This window comes from Hoyosella sp. YIM 151337, from assembly GCF_026041215.1.
Taxonomy (GTDB): domain Bacteria; phylum Actinomycetota; class Actinomycetes; order Mycobacteriales; family Mycobacteriaceae; genus Hoyosella.
Genome location: NZ_JAPEIQ010000011.1, coordinates 48,915 through 65,513 on the forward strand (window position 1 = coordinate 48,915; position 16,599 = coordinate 65,513).

A 16,599-nucleotide genomic window follows, 5' to 3' on the forward strand; every position below is an offset into this window, starting at 1 on the left:
GGAGTTCTCCAACGATTTGCCGCCAGATGTTCCTTGCGCCTGTCCTGCGCGCTAACCTCACCGCATGGCTGCACAGCGCGCTCGCACACAAAAAGATGACGAGTTCGACATCGATGGTTTCGGTATTGGGGTTGTCCGGGAAGAGGGACGCTGGCGGTGCTTTCCGCTGCCCACGGTTGCGCTCACAAGTCTGAGCGAGGTCGAGACGGAACTGCGTGAACTGCGAAGCTCAGGAGCCACTTTCGGACTCCTCGACGTGGACGATGAGTTCTTCGTAATCGTGCGACCAGGACCCTCAGGGACGCGGCTGCTGCTTTCCGACGCGGCCGCTGCTATCGACTACGACATCGCGGCCGATGTGCTCGAGGAACTCAATGTGGACGTGCCCGACCTCGACCCCGATGAACTTGATGAGACCGACCCATGGGAAGAAGGCGACCTCGGAATCCTCGCAGATCTGGGTGTGCCCGAGCCATTGATGAGCGTGATACTGGCGGAAACGGACTTGTACCCGGATGAGCAATTACAGATGATCGCGGAGCGGCTTGGGTTCGAAAGGGAGTTCGCCTCGGTTGTCGACTCCATTCAGAAGTAGTCTGAGCGACGCCGACTACCTCGGGGCGGCGATCGATGCCGCGGGGTTAGCCGGACACGATGACGTGCCTGTGGGCGCGGTCGTCTTCGCCCCGGACGGCTCGATACTTGCCCGCGCCGGCAACGCCCGAGAGCAACTCGGAGACCCCACTGCACATGCCGAGATCCTGGCATTGCGGGAAGCTGCGCGCGTGTACGGGGACGGCTGGCGCCTCGAAGGCACGACGCTCGCGGTAACACTCGAACCGTGCACCATGTGCGCGGGTGCGATCGTCCTCGCCCGGGTAGCTCGTTTGGTGTTCGGGGCGTGGGAACCGAAGACAGGCGCTGTGGGTTCGTTGTGGGATGTGGTGCGTGACCGGCGGCTCACCCACCGGCCTCACGTGCGCGGTGGGGTGCGGGAAGCCGAATGCGTGGCGCTGCTCGACGCATTCTTCGCCCAGCATCGTTAATTGGCGATGACCTGCGGATTCGGAGCTAAGTGCCGCCTCAGGTACAGTTGTGCGCGGTGGCGTGTCCGAGCGGCCGAAGGTGCAGCACTCGAAATGCTGTGACGGGTAACCCCCGTCCGAGGGTTCAAATCCCTCCGCCACCGCTCAAACCCCCTCATCTGCGATGGCAGTGAGGGGGTTTTCTTGTGCGCGCTCCACTCTGCGGCCTTAAGCGACATTTCCGCCCCGGTTCTCAGCGAATTCGGTCGCTTAGGGCTGCGAAGTTGCACGCGGCCGCGCGTAACACGGCGGTCCGATTTACGTTTCAAACCGTGTCTCGCGCGGGACACTAGGTATGGGAATGCCCCTCGCGCCGAGATGAGGAATGATTGCGATGACCACATCAGCTGAACCCGCATCCGCCGACCCCGCCGCACTCTGTGAGAAGATCGTCGCCGCTGAGCGCGCGCTTGTTGGCCTCAACCGCCAGATCAATGAGTTGCAGCGCGCCTACGCCCGGTTTGGTTACGACGAACTGATGACGGACGACGACGGCCCGCATATTGAACCGGTGATTGCGCTGCAGAATACGCGCCACGGGCTCGCGGACACGTTCGCCGGGATCGATGTGGTGGCGTACGGCCTGGAGAAAGCGCGACGATCAGCGGCGCGCCTGCACCAGCGGACCTGAGGGGCTTAGGTGCCGCGCAAAGTTTGTGACGGTGCGACACCATATTTCTTCCGGTAGGCGGCCGCGAAGCGGCCCGTGTGCGTCATGCCCCAGCGCATGGCGACGTCGGTAACCGACGTCGCCGAGTCGCCGGACGCCAATTCTTGATGAATGTGTTCGAGTCGCACGTCCTGCACATAGTCGCGGGGGCACATACCGAGGTATTCGCGGAAGCCTTCCTGGAGCCGCCGGACACTCACCCCGGCTATCTGCGCCATTTCTGCTGACGTCCAGGGCTGTGCGGGGTCGTCGTGTATCCGGTCGAGCACACGCTTGATGATCCGTGGTCGGGCGTGGGCGGTTGATTCCGTTTCCGCGGGCATCGTCGCGAGGACGAAAGATGTGGTGAGTGCGCCCGCCAATTGCTCAGCGACAAGGGGATTCCGCCACAGTTCCGTGTCCGCCCTCAGTTGTACGACCACGGAGCGCAATAGTGACATCCAGCTCTGTCCAGCCTTGGTTGTGAGGTCTGCCTGCCAGGGCAGGTGCTGGTCGGGCCGTCCCAGCACGCGGGTCATCTCCCGGTGGAGATAGTCGCGGTCGAACCGCACACCCACGATTTCGCAGTCATCAGTCCAGCGATCGATCGCAGCTGGAGTGTCAGGCCGGAAGACCGATGCGGCGCCTTGCCCGGAGACGATCGTGTGCCCCTGCGACGTCGACTCGATCTGGCCAGACATCGGAATGTTCACGGCATAGCCACCGGGATGGGACGTGTGGACTGAGACACTCGCTCCCCATGTGATCCGGGTGAGCCGCATCGGCCCAAGGGGCAGCGCCTTGACGTGAAGCGCGGGCGCGGCGTTCGTGTCGAGCGGGGTGAGGTTGTGGGGGAAGTAGGCGTGCGACACCACGCGTTCGGCGTCATCCCAGTCTGGGGCGTTACCACCGGGCATGGCAGGCATGGCGGGCAGGCCTTTCTGTTCGCTTCCATTCCACTTTGACCCCAAGTGTGACGTGGCGCACGTCAGCTGGGCAAACAGTCTGTGAAATCCACCGCGCTAGGGGGATTTCCACCGCGCTAAGCGGATCGCAGCGCCGGAACCTTCAGACATATGGTCTGGCTCACACCAGCAAGCCTAGGAGGTACGGCCATGGATCAGCGGAAACTGCGGAGCATTTTCGGCCAGTTCGCGAGCGGCGTCACCGTCATCACCTGCCGTAACCGCGACGGGCTGCCGCACGGCGCGACCGTCACCGCGTTCACTGCGGTGTCGCTCGAGCCGCGACTGTGCCAAGTAACCCTGACGCGCACATCGAAAGCGTGTGCATTCCTGACGGGTTCACCCTTCGCGGTGAACATTCTCGCGTCCGATCAGATGGATACGGCACTGCATTTCGCGGGGCGTCCGCAGTCGACGCCGCCGGTCTGGCGGCAAGGTCCGACCGCGCCAATGCTCGCTGGTACTGCTGCGACCTTGTCGTGCGTTCCATGGCGCGAGTACGACGGCGGGGACCACGTCATCTTCATCGGCGAGATTGTCGCCGCCGAATGCGACGAGAAAGACCCCCTGCTTTTCTATCGCAGTGCTTTCCACGACCTCGGCGCACCGAGCGCCGAGGCGCTATGGAACGGCTCGATGGACGACCCGCACAGCGGGTGGTTCACCCCCACATGCACCTTTACACCGCTTCACCTCGCTGCTTCAGCGTCCTGACCACGTCAAGGAGAATCACGATGACCACTGTCGAAGCCCAGCTCACCAACATTGTGACCGACCGTTCGCAGGTCAACCCCGCCGCGGATGCGCCAGCAAACACGCAACGCAACTTCGCATCTCGCCCGATGACTGGCGACGAGTACATCGAGTCGATCAAAGACGGACGCGAAATCTATCTGCACGGCGAGCGAGTGCGGGAATTCTGGAACCATCCGGCGTTCCGCAATTCAATACGGATGACGGCCAGACTGTACGACGCGATGCACGCCGGCGCGCACACCGATACGCTGACCTGCCCGACGGATACGGGCAACGGCGGGTTCACGATGCCGTTCTTCCGCACGCCGAAGTCGTCTGACGATTTGCGGAAAGACCGTGACGCCATCGCACAGTGGGCCCGGCTTACGTACGGCTGGATGGGCCGCAGCCCCGACTACAAGGCGTCCTTCCTGGGCACGTTGAACGCAAACAGCGAACTGTACTCACCGTTCCAGGACAACGCGCGCCGCTGGTATCGCGAATCGCAGGAAAAGGTTCTGTACTGGAACCACGCGATCATCAATCCGCCGGTTGACCGGCAGCTCCCCCCGGACCAGGTGGGCGACGTCTTCATGAAGGTGGAAAAGGAGACTGACGCGGGACTCATCGTGTCGGGAGCGAAGGTCGTCGCCACAGGCTCGGCCATCACGAACTACAACTTCATCGCGCATTATGGGCTGCCGATCAAAAAGAAGGAGTACGCGCTGATCTGCACCGTGCCGATGGACGCACCGGGCATAAAGCTGATTTCGCGAGCGTCGTACTCACAGAACGCCGCCGTGGTTGGCTCGCCGTTCGACTACCCGCTCTCGAGCCGGATGGACGAAAACGACGCAATCTTCATTTTCGACAAGGTCCTTGTGCCGTGGGAAAACGTGTTCATGTACGGCGATGTCGAGAAGATCAACGCGTTCTTCCCGCAATCCGGATTCCTTCCGCGCTTCACGCTGCAAGGCTGCACACGCCTTGCTGTGAAACTCGACTTCCTCGCCGGGTTGCTGCTCAAAGCCCTCGACTGCACCGGTGCGGGTGGCTTCCGCGGTGTCCAGACACGCGTGGGTGAGGTAATCGGCTGGCGAAACATGTTCTGGTCGCTGACCGAGTCGATGATCGGTGACCCCGAGCCGTGGATCGGCGACACGGTCATCCCGAAGCTCGAATACGGCCTGACCTATCGGATGTTCATGATGCAGGGCTACCCGCGCATCAAAGAGATCATCGAGCAGGACGTCGCATCGGGACTCATCTACCTGCCATCCTCGGCCGCGGACTTCAAGAACCCGGACGTCCGCCCATACCTTGACAAGTACGTGCGCGGCTCCGACGGCATCACCGCCGTCGAGCGCGTGAAGGTAATGAAAGCGCTGTGGGATTCCATCGGATCGGAATTCGGTGGCCGCCACGAACTCTACGAGCGCAATTACTCCGGCAACCACGAGAACGTCAAAGCTGAACTGCTGTTCGCCGCACAGAACCGCGGCCTTGTTTCGTCAATGAAGGGTTTCGCGGAACAGTTCATGAACGAATACGACCTCGACGGCTGGACCGTGCCGGACCTCATCGGCAATGAGGACGTGACAGCGTTCTACAAGCGCTGACAGCACCGAGGGGCCGCGCACGTGTGGAGAATGTCTCTGCCCGTGCGCGGCTTCTCGCGTGTCTGAGGAGCGCCAGTGTCTCAGGAACGCAGCGTCGCACTGGGTGTCTGGCCATATCGGCGGCGGTACGCTGCCGAGAACCTGCTTGGGTGGCTGAACCCCCAACGCGCCGCGACTTCCGTGACCGTGACACCGCCACTCAGCAATTCGCGATGCGCTCGATCAAGCCGAACGTCCATCAGGCACGTGAGAGGCGTGCTACCGACGTACTGCGCAAACGTCTCCTGCATGCGCCGCACACTGGTGCCCGCGATCTCCGCCATGTCCGCAGCGGTCCACGGTCGAGCTGGGTCGTCGTTGAGGGCTGTGAGGACGCGCCGCACCATGCCGGGGTGCGGAGGTGTGGAGCGCTCGTCAGGTGGCGCGATCGCAAGCACGAACGCTGCGGTGACCGCGCCTGACAGTTGCGCGCTAACGAGCGGACTGCTAATTAACTCGCTAGACGGCGACACCTGCTCAGCAAGAGCCCGCACGAGCCGGTGCCACTCCGAGGCGCGTCCTGACAAATCGAGTTGCTGGGGCAGGCTTAGCCGCGAACGCACCGTTGACTGCGTGATGCGGTCTGCCTCCCGCTCGAGGTACTCCCGTTCGAACTTGACTCCGAGGACCGCGCAGTCACTGGACCATCGTGTGATCAGGCTGGGTGTGTCCGCTTGAAAAACCGCGGCTTGACCTGGAACCGATGCCACGCGCTCATTCGGGTGGTCGCCGCGCGTTTCCAGTAGTCCGGTCAATGGGATGTTGACCTCGTACGCGCCTTCGTAATCGCAGGCAATGGCCACGTCGGTGCCCCAGGAGAGCTTGCCGATAGTAACCCCGCCGAGGTCAGCGGTGCGCAAATGTAGCGAGGGGCGCTCGGCGCCGGTCAAGTTCTTCAGCTCGTGGGGGAAGTAGGCAGCCGCGACCGCTTGCGAGGCTTTTCGCCAGTCAGCAATTCCGGTGACGTCCACACGGTCGAGGGTACGGGCAAAGCGACCAGTGTCACACAAAGTCGCGCGAAGTGTGCGGGCGCCGCGCAATCTGTCTCGCGGCCGTAAAGTAACCCGTCCTACCGTGTGCATCACATCACTGCAGAGAGGTCAGAAGGTACCTCTACAACGCAAGGAGCTGGGATGACACGCACTCTGGAATGGATCGAAACAGTCACGATGGCGGAACTGGAGCGCAACCCGTACCCGGTGTATGAGCGGTTGCGGGCGGAAGCCCCTGTCGCGTATGTCCCCGTACTCGATGCGTTCGTTGCTTCGACACGGGAGGCCTGCCATGCAGTCGCCACGAGCGACGATTTTGAAGCGATCATCACGCCCGCAGGCGGCCGGACGTTTGGACACCCGGCAATCATCGGCGTCAATGGTGCCGTTCATGACGACCTCCGTTCAATGGTGGAGCCCGCCCTGCAGCCGTCTGAAGTTGACCGGTGGATCGACGGACTGGTTCGGCCGATCGCGCGCCGGTACGTCGAGGCGATTGAAGCCGGCGGCAGTGCGGACATCGTTGCTCAGTACTGCGAACCGGTGAGTGTACGGGCGTTGGGCGACCTTCTTGGTCTCGCCTCGGTGAGTTCGGACAAGCTGCGGGAGTGGTTTCACAAGTTGTCAGTTTCGTTTACGAACGCCGAGGTCGACACGAATGGGGAATTTACGAACCAGGAGCGGTTCGCGGCCGGGGATGCCGCGAAGGCGGAGATCAGGGCGATTGTGGACCCGCTGATTGACCATTGGGTATCGCATCCCGACGACAGCGCGATTTCGCACTGGCTTCACGACGGTATGCCCGAGGGGCAAACGCGCGATAGGGAGTACATCTATCCCACACTGTATGTGTTCTTACTGGGGGCGATGCAAGAGCCCGGTCATGCGATGGCTTCTACGATTGCGGGCTTGTTCACTCAGCCTGACCAGTTGGAAGCAGTTATCGACGAGCCATCGCTACTGCCGAGGGCGATTTCCGAAGGTATGCGGTGGACCTCACCTATCTGGTCGGCGACGGCACGTATAGCTCGGCGGGATACAACCGTCGCCGGGGTCGAGGTGAGAGAGGGTGCCGTTGTGATCTTGTCGTACGGGTCGGCAAACCATGACACGGGCACGTACGACGCGCCAACCGAATTCGACGTGACGCGACCACCAGTGCCGCATCTCGCGTTTGGCGCGGGCAACCACGCCTGCGCAGGAATCTACTTCGCCAACCAGGTGTGCCGTATTGGGCTTGAGGAGTTGTTCGAAACGATTCCCAACCTCGAGCGCGACACGAACTCTGAGGTCGAATTCTGGGGCTGGGGATTCAGAGGGCCGACGGCCCTGCAGGTGAAGTGGGAAGTCTGACAGGCACAGGGTGAGTGATCATGCGCTACACAATCACAACGGATGCCACCACTGCAGAGTGCGGCGTGGAGCAGACTGTGCTCGATGCACTGCTTCGCAGCGGTGTATGGATGCCGAACTCTTGTAACCAGGGAAGCTGCGGAACATGCAAGATCAGGGTGCAATCCGGGCGGGTCGATCACCGCGCGTCGCCGCTCGACACACTGCCTGAAACTGAGCGCGCTGCCGGGTTCGCTCTGGCGTGCCAGGCAACGGTGCTGAGCGACGTGGTGGTCGCTAACCCCGCGGGGGGTCATCGTGAAACGAATCGACTGCGTGATTTTTCCGCGTTGGTTAGCGCGGTGGTGGACGTGGCGGCGGAGACACGGATGATCGTGTTGTCGTTGGAAGAGCCACTTCAGTTTTCGGCGGGGCAGTATGTCGAGATCAAGGTCCCCGGCACCGATATCCGGCGACAGTATTCGCTGGCGAACCCGCCGAGTGACACACAGCGGCTGGAACTGCATATACGGCGGCGTTCAGGCGGCATCGCAAGTGACTGGTGGGCGTTCGACGCGGTGCGGCCCGGACAGCGGGTCGACATCACCGGCCCACTGGGGGATTTCAGTTTTGACGAGGATTCGGCTGGCCCGATCGTCATGCTTGCGGGCGGTACGGGCCTTGCACCGATGAAAAGCATTCTCTGCCAGGCTCTCGCGAGTGATGGCTGCCGCGAGATTGTTCTTTACCACGGTGTTCGTTCGAGGCGGGAGCTGTACGATCTCGACTTCTATCGAGAGATGGAAGAAGAGTATTCCGGCTTTCGATTCGTCTCGTGCGTAAGCAGGGAAGCGGGCGGTGATCGCGCCGGGTACGTCACGGAAGCTTTCCTCGGCGACATCGCATCGGCGAAAAACTACACTGGCTATGTTTGCGGGTCAGAAGTGTTCGTGGACAGTGCGGTCAAGGCGCTCAAGCGCCGACGCATCTCACCGCGACGCTTGCATCGGGAGCGGTTCTCGCGTGCGGCACCGATTTCCGCCTAACCCTACTCACGAACCACCTTTCACATTGATCAGAAAATTTCGCAGCAACAAAATAATCTTGTAGAGCGATAGCTACCTGGGAGCCCGTTTTTTCGTCTCAACCTGATGACGGTCGTCACAGTGTTGCAGTCCGTGCAAGGCGGCAAGCTACCCTCGCGAACGAGAGTTGTTGGAGCGTGAATGTTTCGGAAGTCGTGTGAGGGGTGGTGTGAGTGACAGCGACTGAACGCCCCGCTGGACTATGCGCGGGTATCACGCTGGTCAACTTGGCCTCGCACGCTGAGGTGTCGGCGGATCCGGTTTTGAGCGGACTGCTGACCTGGGCGACAAGCTTTCTCACGTACCCACATGCTGACTTGGGCCGCGGCGGTCCGGTGTGTCCATACACAGCTCCTTCGCTGAATCGGCGGTTGATGTGGGCGGCGGTGGTGCGTGGCTCGGATTTGACGGTCGATCAGGTCGGGCGCTATGCCGATGACTTGATTGAGCTTTTCCGCGCGCTCGACCCTCGGGACGAGTCCCAGGAAATATATAGGTCCGCAATGGTGATATTTCCCGATCTGACCGATTATTCGTTTATCGATACCGTTCAGGCTGAACGGAAACCGGTCGTAGTGCCGGAAGGCCTGATGATTGGGCAGTTCTATCCAGGATGCAGTGAGGCTGGATTGTGGAACGCGGAGTTCCGTCCGCTGGATTGTCCGTATCCGCTTATTGCGCTGCGACACATGGTGTCAAGCGATTTTGCCTTTCTTGCGGCGCGGCGGGAGTGGCTCACTGCCTACTTTAAACGATTCGCTCCCGCGATCCCGGGCCCGGTGCGGTCCTCGATCATCGACCGTATGGCACCCGGGCAGCGTTAACCATCCATACGGCGAGGAGCAGGGGCTCGTGAATTCACCCCACCCGAAGGTATTTCGCCTCCTTGGCGAGTCCGGTGTGGATGCGAAGGTCCACGACCACGAAGCCTTCGCCACGCGGATCAGTTCGCCGCAGGATTTCGCTGATGCACTCGGATATTCGTTGCGGCGCATCACGAAAACGGTCTTTCTGAGGTCGAAGTCCTCCAGCGAACGCTACGCGGTGGCGGTGTGTGGAATGGACCGCAAACTCGATTTCAAGGCCATCGCTGGGTCGGTGGAGCCGCCGGAGCGGATGGAAGTGGCTAGCGCTGATGACCTGGATCGCATCACTGGGTACCCCAAGCATGGTGTGTCGCCGCTTGGTTTGCCTGCCGGTGTCGAGGTGCTGCTTGACGAGAGCTTGCTGGACGAAACGACGGTTCTTGTTGGCGGTGGTGCCGCCGGAGTAGAGATCGAGCTGGACCCCTCGGATCTGGCAGCTATTGCGGGTGCGCGGATTGCGAAGATCACCCAGTTCGCCGTCACATCCTGACTAACACGGTGTTGCAAATCATATTTCTGCACTCGGGCGAAATATTGCAGTCTGTTGCAAAAAACTAGAGGATCGATGTCATGGAGGCATCGACCGGGCTGCGCGAGCGGAAAAAGGCCGCGACACGGGCTGCGCTTAGCGCTGCCACTGTCCGGATCATCCGTGAACGCGGGATCGAGGCCGCGACCGCCGAGGCGGTCGCGGCAGAAGTCGGTGTTTCCGCCCGGACCTTCCACAACTACTTCGCCAATAGAGACGAAGCCATCGTTTTCCACTTGGAAACTCGATTGGAGTGGTTGACCGAGAAACTCGCTGCAACGCCTTCTGATAAGCCGATTCTCAGCACGCTGCGGGCACTCGTAGCTGACGCTGCGGAGGATGACGCTCTTCGTCTCGGTGAGCTGGCGAGTGCCCTACTGCTTGCTGAAGCCAACCCGCATGTCGCCGCGAGCAACCACGTCGTTTTCACCCGGGCGATGGGAAAGATGGTGCGCATCGTCGCGGAACGCACAGGCACCGACCCTGACACGGATCTGTACCCGCACGTGGTGCTGATGTCAGCCGCGGCAGCTCTGCGATCGGCAGTCGAACTTTGGCTCACGGGGAAAGTGACCGACAGGTCACTTCCTGACGTGCTCGGGGAGGCATTCGACCTCATCGAGTCCGGCCTGCAGCAACCGTGTTCACGGCAGATCTCCGCATCTGCACGCTCACACCAGGAGCTTTGATGGCAACGTACCTCTACCGGTTAGGCAAGTTCGCTTACCGGCGGAAAGGGATCGTCCTTTCCTTCTGGCTTGTCGCACTTGTGCTTGCCGGCGTGGCGGCGGCGACCTTATCCGGACCAACCAAAGACACGTTCTCGATCCCGGGAACGCCCGCGCAAGAAACTCAGGAACTACTCGCCGAACGCTTCCCTGAAGCAGCGGGATCCGATCCATTCAGTTCGCTTTCTGCGCGTTACCTGATCGTCGCGCCGGACGGTGAGACGCTCGACGAACCCCACAACCAGGCTGCGATGGACGCAATGCTCGCCGCGATCCGCGACATCGGCCAGGTTGAAGACTTCGCGAAAGCCCCGCCGGGCCCGGACGCGCCGGGCGCGCTGGTGAACCCAGTTGCAGCCAGCGACGGCGTACTGCAGCAGATGCTTGCTCAGGGCATTCCGGAGGAGCAGGCTGAGGCGGATGCGGCTGCTGTGAGTCCGCTCAGCTCGGACCGGACCGTCGGATACGTCGACGTACCGGTCGCAGGGGACTTCTCCGACGTCACCGATGAGCTGCGGGGAGAATTGCGTGATGCGGCGAACGCAGCCGAGGATGCCGGACTCGAGGTGCTCGTCAGCGGTTCCGCCATTCAGGAAATGGATCCACCGGGCGGAACCTCCGAACTTGTCGGCATGGCTGTTGCCGCTGTGGTCTTGGTGATTACCTTCGGTTCGCTCATCGCTGCGGGTATGCCGCTGCTGAACGCGATCATCGGAGTGGGTATCGGCGTGGCGCTGATCACGGCAGCGACCGGATTCATGGAACTCAGTTCGATGGTGTCGACGCTCGCGATCATGATCGGTCTCGCGGTAGCGATCGACTACTCGCTGTTCATCCTGTCGCGGTACCGCGCGGAACTCTCATCGGGCATCGCCCGAGAGGAAGCTGCTGGCAGAGCTGTCGGCACCGCGGGTTCCGCTGTCGTGTTCGCCGGCTTGACCGTGATTATCGCGCTGCTCGCTCTTCGCGTCGTCAACATTCCGTTCCTGACAGACATGGGCCGCGCCGCAGCCCTTACTGTTTCGCTTGCGGTGCTGATCGCGATCAGCCTGCTCCCCGCAGTTTTGGGTTTGACCAAGTCATGGGTCTTCCGTGGCCGGATCCCGTTTATGGCGGATATCGACCCCGAACACCCGACTAAGCTGACCAACGGGCGCCGCTGGGTCAACGTCGTTACTCGGATACCCGCTGTCACGCTCGTAGCCGGAGTGGTGCTTCTCGGTGTGCTGGCGATCCCCGCGGCCCGGCTCGAACTGGCCCTGCCTACCCCGGCAACAGAGCCCCCAGGGACGGTGGAGCGCGCCACCTACGACACCACAGCGGACGCCTTCGGCGAAGGGCGCAACGGGCAGCTGCTCGTCGTCGCTGATGCACAAGATGTTCCTGAGGGCGAGCGTATGGACGCGTTCGGGAACGTGCTGCAGACCATGCTCGGATTCGACGGTGTCACTAACGCGCAAATCGTCGGTGTCAACGAGACCGGTGATACCGCACAAATACTGGTCACACCGGTGTCGGGGCCGATCTCTGAGCAGACGATGGACCTCGTCCACGACATTCGGGACGCAGAAGCTGCGCTTTACGATGAAACCGGTGTCCACTATGGCGTGACTGGCCAGACCGCAATGGAACTCGACGTCTCCGAACGGCTCGCGGACGCCTTGATTCCGTATCTGGCAGTCGTGGTGGGGCTCGCGTTTATCCTGCTCATGCTGGTATTCCGGTCGATCCTGGTGCCGCTGACCGCGACGCTGGGCTTCCTCCTGAGCGTTGGCGCGACATTCGGCGCGACAGTAGCGATCTTCCAGCTCGACTGGCTCGGTATCGTCGCGAACCCGCAGCCTCTCGTCAGTTTCCTGCCGATCTTCCTGATTGGCGTCGTGTTCGGCCTTGCCATGGACTACCAGGTGTTCCTCGTCAGCCGGATGCGAGAGGCATACGTCCACGGAGCATCAGCGAAAGAAGCGATCATCAGCGGGTTCTCCCACGGTGCCCGAGTGGTGACCGCGGCCGCGATCATCATGATGTCGGTTTTTGCCGCGTTCATCGCGGAAGACCTGGCGTTCATCAAGGTCATGGGCTTCGCACTTGCCGCCGCGATTCTGTTCGACGCTTTCGTTGTCCGAATGGTGATCATCCCGTCGGTGATGGCGCTGCTCGGTGACAAGGCGTGGTGGCTGCCGCGCTGGCTCGACAAGATCCTGCCCAATGTTGACGTTGAAGGTGAGAAGCTCACGCGGCAGCTCGAACAACAGCAGCCTGACCAAGAGCTGACACGCGTCTAGGTACTCCCTGACCCCCAAATCCATCTGCGCCCGTCATCGAAAACCGGCCGAAAACCGGGTTTTTGATTGACCTGTGCAGATGGATTTGGACTGGGTGGACGCCGTAGGCGCCCGCCATCTGATTGGATAGACAGCCGTGCCCGAAAATCAGCCTTATTTTTCGCCCCGCTCGCGACTCGACGGCAAGCTGGGGCGTACAGGCACGATCCGTACGCCGCATGGCGAGATCCACACGCCCGCTTTCATCCCCGTCGGTACCAAAGCGACAGTCAAGACTCTTCTGCCCGAGACAGTCCGGGACCTCGGTGCACAAGCCGTGCTCGCCAACGCGTACCACCTCTATCTGCAGCCGGGTGCTGACATTGTTGACCAGGCGGGCGGCCTAGCTCGCTTCATGAACTGGCGGGGCCCAACATTCACAGACAGCGGCGGTTTCCAGGTGCTGTCCATGGGGGCTGGGTTCAAGAAAGTGCTGGCCATGGAAGTGGGGCAGGCCCGCCCCGAAGATATCCGCGCCCACCAGCGTGAACGGCTCGCGCATGTCGATGATGACGGTGTCTGGTTCAAGTCGCATATCGACGGCTCTCGACATCGCTTCACGCCTGAAGTGTCGATGGAAATTCAGCACCAGATTGGTGCCGACATCATCTTCGCGTTCGATGAACTCACCACTCTGATCGACACGCGCGAGTATCAGGAGGACTCCGTGCAGCGCACGCAAGCGTGGGCGCAGCGCTGCCTCGACGAGCACGAACGCCAGACGCGCGACCGCACGCACCGCCCGTATCAGGCACTTTTCGGGGTGGTTCAGGGCGCGCAATATGAGGATCTGCGGCGCAAAGCTGCGCGCGGTCTTACCGACCTGCGCAGTTTCGAAGGCCGCGCCTTCGACGGTTACGGCATTGGGGGTGCGCTGGAGAAGCACCAGCTCGGCACGATCGTGCAGTGGGTGAACGAGGAACTGCCGGATACGGCACCCAAGCACATGCTGGGGATTAGTGAGCCCGACGACCTGTTCGTGTGTATCGCCAACGGGGCTGACACGTTCGACTGCGTCTCCCCGTCCCGCGTCGCGAGAAACGGGGCCATTTATCTGCCCACCGGCCGGGTGAACATGGACAAGGCTCGCTACAAGCGCGACTTCAATCCGATCGACGATACGTGCGACTGTTACACCTGCCGGCACTACACCCGGGCTTATCTGCACCACCTCTATAAGGCGAAGGAAGCGCTGGGCGCGACACTCGCCACCATTCACAACGAAAGGTTCATCGTTCGCCTCGTTGACAGGATCCGTGAGAGCATCGACGGTGGTTTCTTCACCGAGTTGCGCGACGAGGTGCTGGGCAGGTACTACCCGAACCGCTGACGGTGCTGCGATAGTGAGCTCATGATCAAGACGATCGCACGCTGGGCGCTGGGGCTTTTCTTACTGCTCGCGGGTTTCGCGCACCTCACCTGGGCACGAGCGGAATTTCTTGCGCAGGTTCCGGATTGGCTGCCGCTTGATGGTGATTTCGTCGTCGTGGCGTCGGGGATTGCCGAAATCACTCTGGGCGCGGCCCTCATCGCTGTGCGAAGGAAGCGGGCACTGGTGGGCTGGGTGGTTGCTGCATTCTTTGTCGCAATCTTTCCCGGGAACATCCATCAGTTCGTTACCCAGACTGACGCGTTCGGTCTGAACTCGGATGTGGCGCGCGGTGTGCGGCTGCTTTTCCAGCCGGTCCTCGTTGTGTGGGCGCTGTGGTGTACGGGTGCGATTGGTGGTCGCCGAGCAGACGACAAGCAAAGGAACTTCAACCATGCTTGAAGCAGCAGTTACCGTGCAGGAAAACGGCCACCGCCTGACCTACACGTACGACGATCTCATGCTCTACCACGGACCGGGCTTTCCCGGCGGCGTCGCGCACGCGTTCAAAGTGATGGAGCGTGCGCTTCCGCTGCTCGGTGAGGGTGAACTGGTGGAGCGTCGTGAAGTCCGGATCGTGACGCCGTTCCCCGGTCCCGGTGCGCGCGACGCGTTCGAGATGGTGACGCGGGCGGTGACTGAAGACCGCTACACGGTAGATCCGGCGCTAAAGCGGGCCGACCGCGGAGATCTGCTGCAGCGCTACGTCTTCACCCTCAGTTACCGCGGCCGATCGGTCACGGTGGTGATTCGTGACGAGGGTTTCGTGGTGCGTGAGTTCATTGACCTCGCGCGAAAGGGCGAGTGGACGCCCACTGAAGCGGCGCGCCTCGCGGTGCTCAAGCAAGAGATGGCAGACCGGCTGCTCGCCAAACCTGCCACAGAGGTCTACGACGTCGCTGAATAGTGAGCCAGCTGCGCCTGGTAGGACGGTTCGTGACGCTTGACGAAGGCGACCACGCGGTACGTGATCGGCAGCAGCAGCGCCTCGAGCACAGTCTTGTAGACGAAGCCAAAGAACAAATAGTTGAGGAAGTCCCCGCCCGTCGAGATGCCGATCGCGGTTGCGGCGATCGTGCAGAAGATGAGGGTGTCAACGAACTGCCCCACGACAGTGGAGCCCATCAGGCGCGCCCACAGGTGACGCTCGCGGGTGCGTTCCTTGATACGCACGATCACGTACGAATTGAGCAACTGACCAGCGATGAACGCGGTAAGACTGGCGAGCAGAATCTGCGGGTACGCCTTAGCGACAGCCTCGAACGCGGACTGGTTTTCGTAGAAACTGGCTGCTGGCAAGATCGCGACGATCCAGAACGCTGCGGCCGCGAGCAGTGCAACACCGAAGCCCACGAAGATTGCGCGGCGGGCCGCGCGAAATCCGTAGACCTCAGCGAGGATTCCACCGAGGATGTACGCGAGCGGGAAGAGGAAGAACCCGCCGTCGGTGATGATCGACCAGCCGCCCAGCAGTGGTCCGAACTCAACGCCTTTGGTGGCGGCGATGTTCGACATGAATAGCAGGGAGGCGAATACCGCCACAATGGTGGCATAGAGTCCGCTGTTAACCTGCGCGAACGCCGCGCGGCGCGGAGCTGGGGACATGGTCGCTTTCGTCACGAGGGTATCCAAGCACACACGTCAAGCGCGGACCACTTGGGTGCCGTCCGCGATCTCGTCATGCCGCCCCTGCCGCTGCGGATTGCGCTGAATACTCATGACGATCGAGATGAATGCTGCGAGAAGAACGGCGAGCGCGACGAACTGAACCAGCCAGAACGGCATCATCACCAAACCGTTCAGGACGTAAAACGAGTTGCGGCGAAAAGCCTCGGCCCTCGTTGGCACTCCTCCATTGGGGCCAAGCACGCGCAAGCCGAGGAGGCTTTTGCCAAATGTCTGCGCGTTGTGGCCGGACTCCATGAAGGTCGCATAGGTGACGAGAGTGACACCGTAGATCAGTGCTGCGAGCACAGCGCCCACGCCGCCCATACCCTCGACCAGCACTCGGTAAATGAGAAGGCCCGGAACGCCCACGATTAAGCCATCGATGATCCGGGCGGCGAAACGGGGCCACAATTCTGCAGGGGTGCGTCCGGATGGCAGGTAGGAGCGCCCCGAACCGTATGCGGCATTGGAATCGAATGCGCGCGGGTTGGGCTCTTGCTTGCGGGCGTCACCGTGCTGAGGCTTGCGGCGCCGATTCTGTTTGCGGCGGTTCGGCTTTTTGCTCTCGCTCATCCGTCATCCCTGACTGTTGCTGTGCTCCGTCGAACTAACGG

At 61.6% G+C, this 16,599-nt stretch carries 18 protein-coding genes and 1 tRNA gene; 15 read left to right on the forward strand and 4 right to left on the reverse strand.

Annotated elements, in window-relative coordinates; genetic code table 11:
* Positions 1–64 precede the first annotated feature (64 nt).
* The 4 genes from ONR57_RS04945 to ONR57_RS04960 all read left to right on the forward strand — a co-directional run bounded on the left by ONR57_RS04945 (position 65) and on the right by ONR57_RS04960 (position 1,716).
* Positions 65–595: a tRNA adenosine deaminase-associated protein gene (locus ONR57_RS04945; protein ID WP_265121893.1), complete on the forward strand. Its 531-nt coding sequence runs from the start codon at positions 65–67 to the stop codon at positions 593–595.
* A complete protein-coding gene (locus tag ONR57_RS04950; RefSeq protein WP_374116398.1) occupies positions 573–1,046 on the forward strand; it encodes a nucleoside deaminase in 474 nt (157 codons plus the stop codon). Before ONR57_RS04945 ends, ONR57_RS04950 begins: the two co-directional genes overlap by 23 nt.
* A 55-nt stretch (positions 1,047–1,101) precedes the next feature.
* Positions 1,102–1,189, forward strand: a tRNA-Ser gene (locus ONR57_RS04955).
* A 230-nt stretch (positions 1,190–1,419) separates the two neighbouring features.
* Positions 1,420–1,716 (forward strand): hypothetical protein, encoded by a 297-nt coding sequence (locus tag ONR57_RS04960; RefSeq protein WP_265121894.1) that lies wholly within the window; start codon positions 1,420–1,422, stop codon positions 1,714–1,716.
* 5 nt (positions 1,717–1,721) lie between these two features.
* Here ONR57_RS04960 and ONR57_RS04965 read toward each other — a convergent pair whose 3' ends face one another.
* A complete protein-coding gene (locus ONR57_RS04965; RefSeq protein ID WP_265121895.1) occupies positions 1,722–2,660 on the reverse strand; it encodes an AraC family transcriptional regulator in 939 nt (312 codons plus the stop codon).
* 189 nt (positions 2,661–2,849) lie between these two features.
* Here ONR57_RS04965 and ONR57_RS04970 point away from each other — a divergent pair, with 189 nt between their 5' ends.
* Positions 2,850–3,413 carry a flavin reductase family protein gene (locus ONR57_RS04970; protein ID WP_265121896.1) on the forward strand — a complete coding sequence of 188 codons (564 nt, stop codon included), beginning with the start codon at positions 2,850–2,852 and terminating at the stop codon, positions 3,411–3,413.
* A gap of 20 nt (positions 3,414–3,433) precedes the next feature.
* The gene (locus tag ONR57_RS04975) at positions 3,434–5,053 is read left to right on the forward strand and encodes a 4-hydroxyphenylacetate 3-hydroxylase family protein (RefSeq protein ID WP_265121897.1); all 1,620 of its coding nucleotides are present in this window, start codon (positions 3,434–3,436) and stop codon (positions 5,051–5,053) included.
* Positions 5,054–5,133: 80 nt separating this feature from the next.
* On the opposite strand, the gene ONR57_RS04980 is transcribed toward ONR57_RS04975, so the two are convergent.
* The gene (locus ONR57_RS04980; protein WP_265121898.1) at positions 5,134–6,063 is read right to left on the reverse strand and encodes an AraC family transcriptional regulator; all 930 of its coding nucleotides are present in this window, start codon (positions 6,061–6,063) and stop codon (positions 5,134–5,136) included.
* Positions 6,064–6,225: 162 nt separating this feature from the next.
* Here ONR57_RS04980 and ONR57_RS04985 point away from each other — a divergent pair, with 162 nt between their 5' ends.
* The 9 genes from ONR57_RS04985 (at position 6,226) to ONR57_RS05025 (ending at position 15,224) form a co-directional block, all read left to right on the forward strand.
* Positions 6,226–7,437, forward strand: coding sequence for a cytochrome P450 (locus ONR57_RS04985; RefSeq protein ID WP_265121899.1), 1,212 nt, complete (start codon positions 6,226–6,228; stop codon positions 7,435–7,437).
* Between the two features lie 20 nt (positions 7,438–7,457).
* The gene (locus ONR57_RS04990) at positions 7,458–8,462 is read left to right on the forward strand and encodes a 2Fe-2S iron-sulfur cluster-binding protein (RefSeq protein ID WP_265121900.1); all 1,005 of its coding nucleotides are present in this window, start codon (positions 7,458–7,460) and stop codon (positions 8,460–8,462) included.
* A 212-nt stretch (positions 8,463–8,674) separates the two neighbouring features.
* Positions 8,675–9,325, forward strand: a complete 651-nt coding sequence (locus ONR57_RS04995; RefSeq protein WP_265121901.1) for a DUF6875 domain-containing protein — start codon at positions 8,675–8,677, stop codon at positions 9,323–9,325.
* A gap of 28 nt (positions 9,326–9,353) precedes the next feature.
* Positions 9,354–9,857, forward strand: coding sequence for an aminoacyl-tRNA deacylase (locus ONR57_RS05000; protein WP_265121902.1), 504 nt, complete (start codon positions 9,354–9,356; stop codon positions 9,855–9,857).
* An 80-nt stretch (positions 9,858–9,937) separates the two neighbouring features.
* Positions 9,938–10,585: a TetR family transcriptional regulator gene (locus tag ONR57_RS05005; RefSeq protein WP_265121903.1), complete on the forward strand. Its 648-nt coding sequence runs from the start codon at positions 9,938–9,940 to the stop codon at positions 10,583–10,585.
* A complete protein-coding gene (locus ONR57_RS05010) occupies positions 10,585–12,909 on the forward strand; it encodes an MMPL family transporter (RefSeq protein WP_265121904.1) in 2,325 nt (774 codons plus the stop codon). The genes ONR57_RS05005 and ONR57_RS05010 overlap by 1 nt, the downstream gene beginning before the upstream one ends.
* A gap of 136 nt (positions 12,910–13,045) precedes the next feature.
* Complete coding sequence (gene tgt, locus ONR57_RS05015; RefSeq protein ID WP_265121905.1) at positions 13,046–14,278, forward strand: tRNA guanosine(34) transglycosylase Tgt; 1,233 nt, start codon at positions 13,046–13,048, stop codon at positions 14,276–14,278.
* A gap of 21 nt (positions 14,279–14,299) precedes the next feature.
* Entirely contained in the window at positions 14,300–14,719 is a 420-nt protein-coding gene (locus tag ONR57_RS05020) for a hypothetical protein (protein WP_265121906.1), read from the forward strand.
* Positions 14,712–15,224: a hypothetical protein gene (locus ONR57_RS05025; RefSeq protein WP_265121907.1), complete on the forward strand. Its 513-nt coding sequence runs from the start codon at positions 14,712–14,714 to the stop codon at positions 15,222–15,224. The genes ONR57_RS05020 and ONR57_RS05025 overlap by 8 nt, the downstream gene beginning before the upstream one ends.
* On the opposite strand, the gene ONR57_RS05030 is transcribed toward ONR57_RS05025, so the two are convergent.
* Both ONR57_RS05030 and ONR57_RS05035 read right to left on the reverse strand, forming a co-directional pair.
* On the reverse strand, positions 15,206–15,937 hold the full coding sequence (locus tag ONR57_RS05030; protein WP_265121908.1) for a queuosine precursor transporter: 732 nt from the start codon (positions 15,935–15,937) through the stop codon (positions 15,206–15,208). The genes ONR57_RS05025 and ONR57_RS05030 overlap by 19 nt on opposite strands.
* A gap of 21 nt (positions 15,938–15,958) precedes the next feature.
* On the reverse strand, positions 15,959–16,558 hold the full coding sequence (locus ONR57_RS05035; protein WP_265121909.1) for an RDD family protein: 600 nt from the start codon (positions 16,556–16,558) through the stop codon (positions 15,959–15,961).
* Positions 16,559–16,599 lie beyond the last annotated feature (41 nt).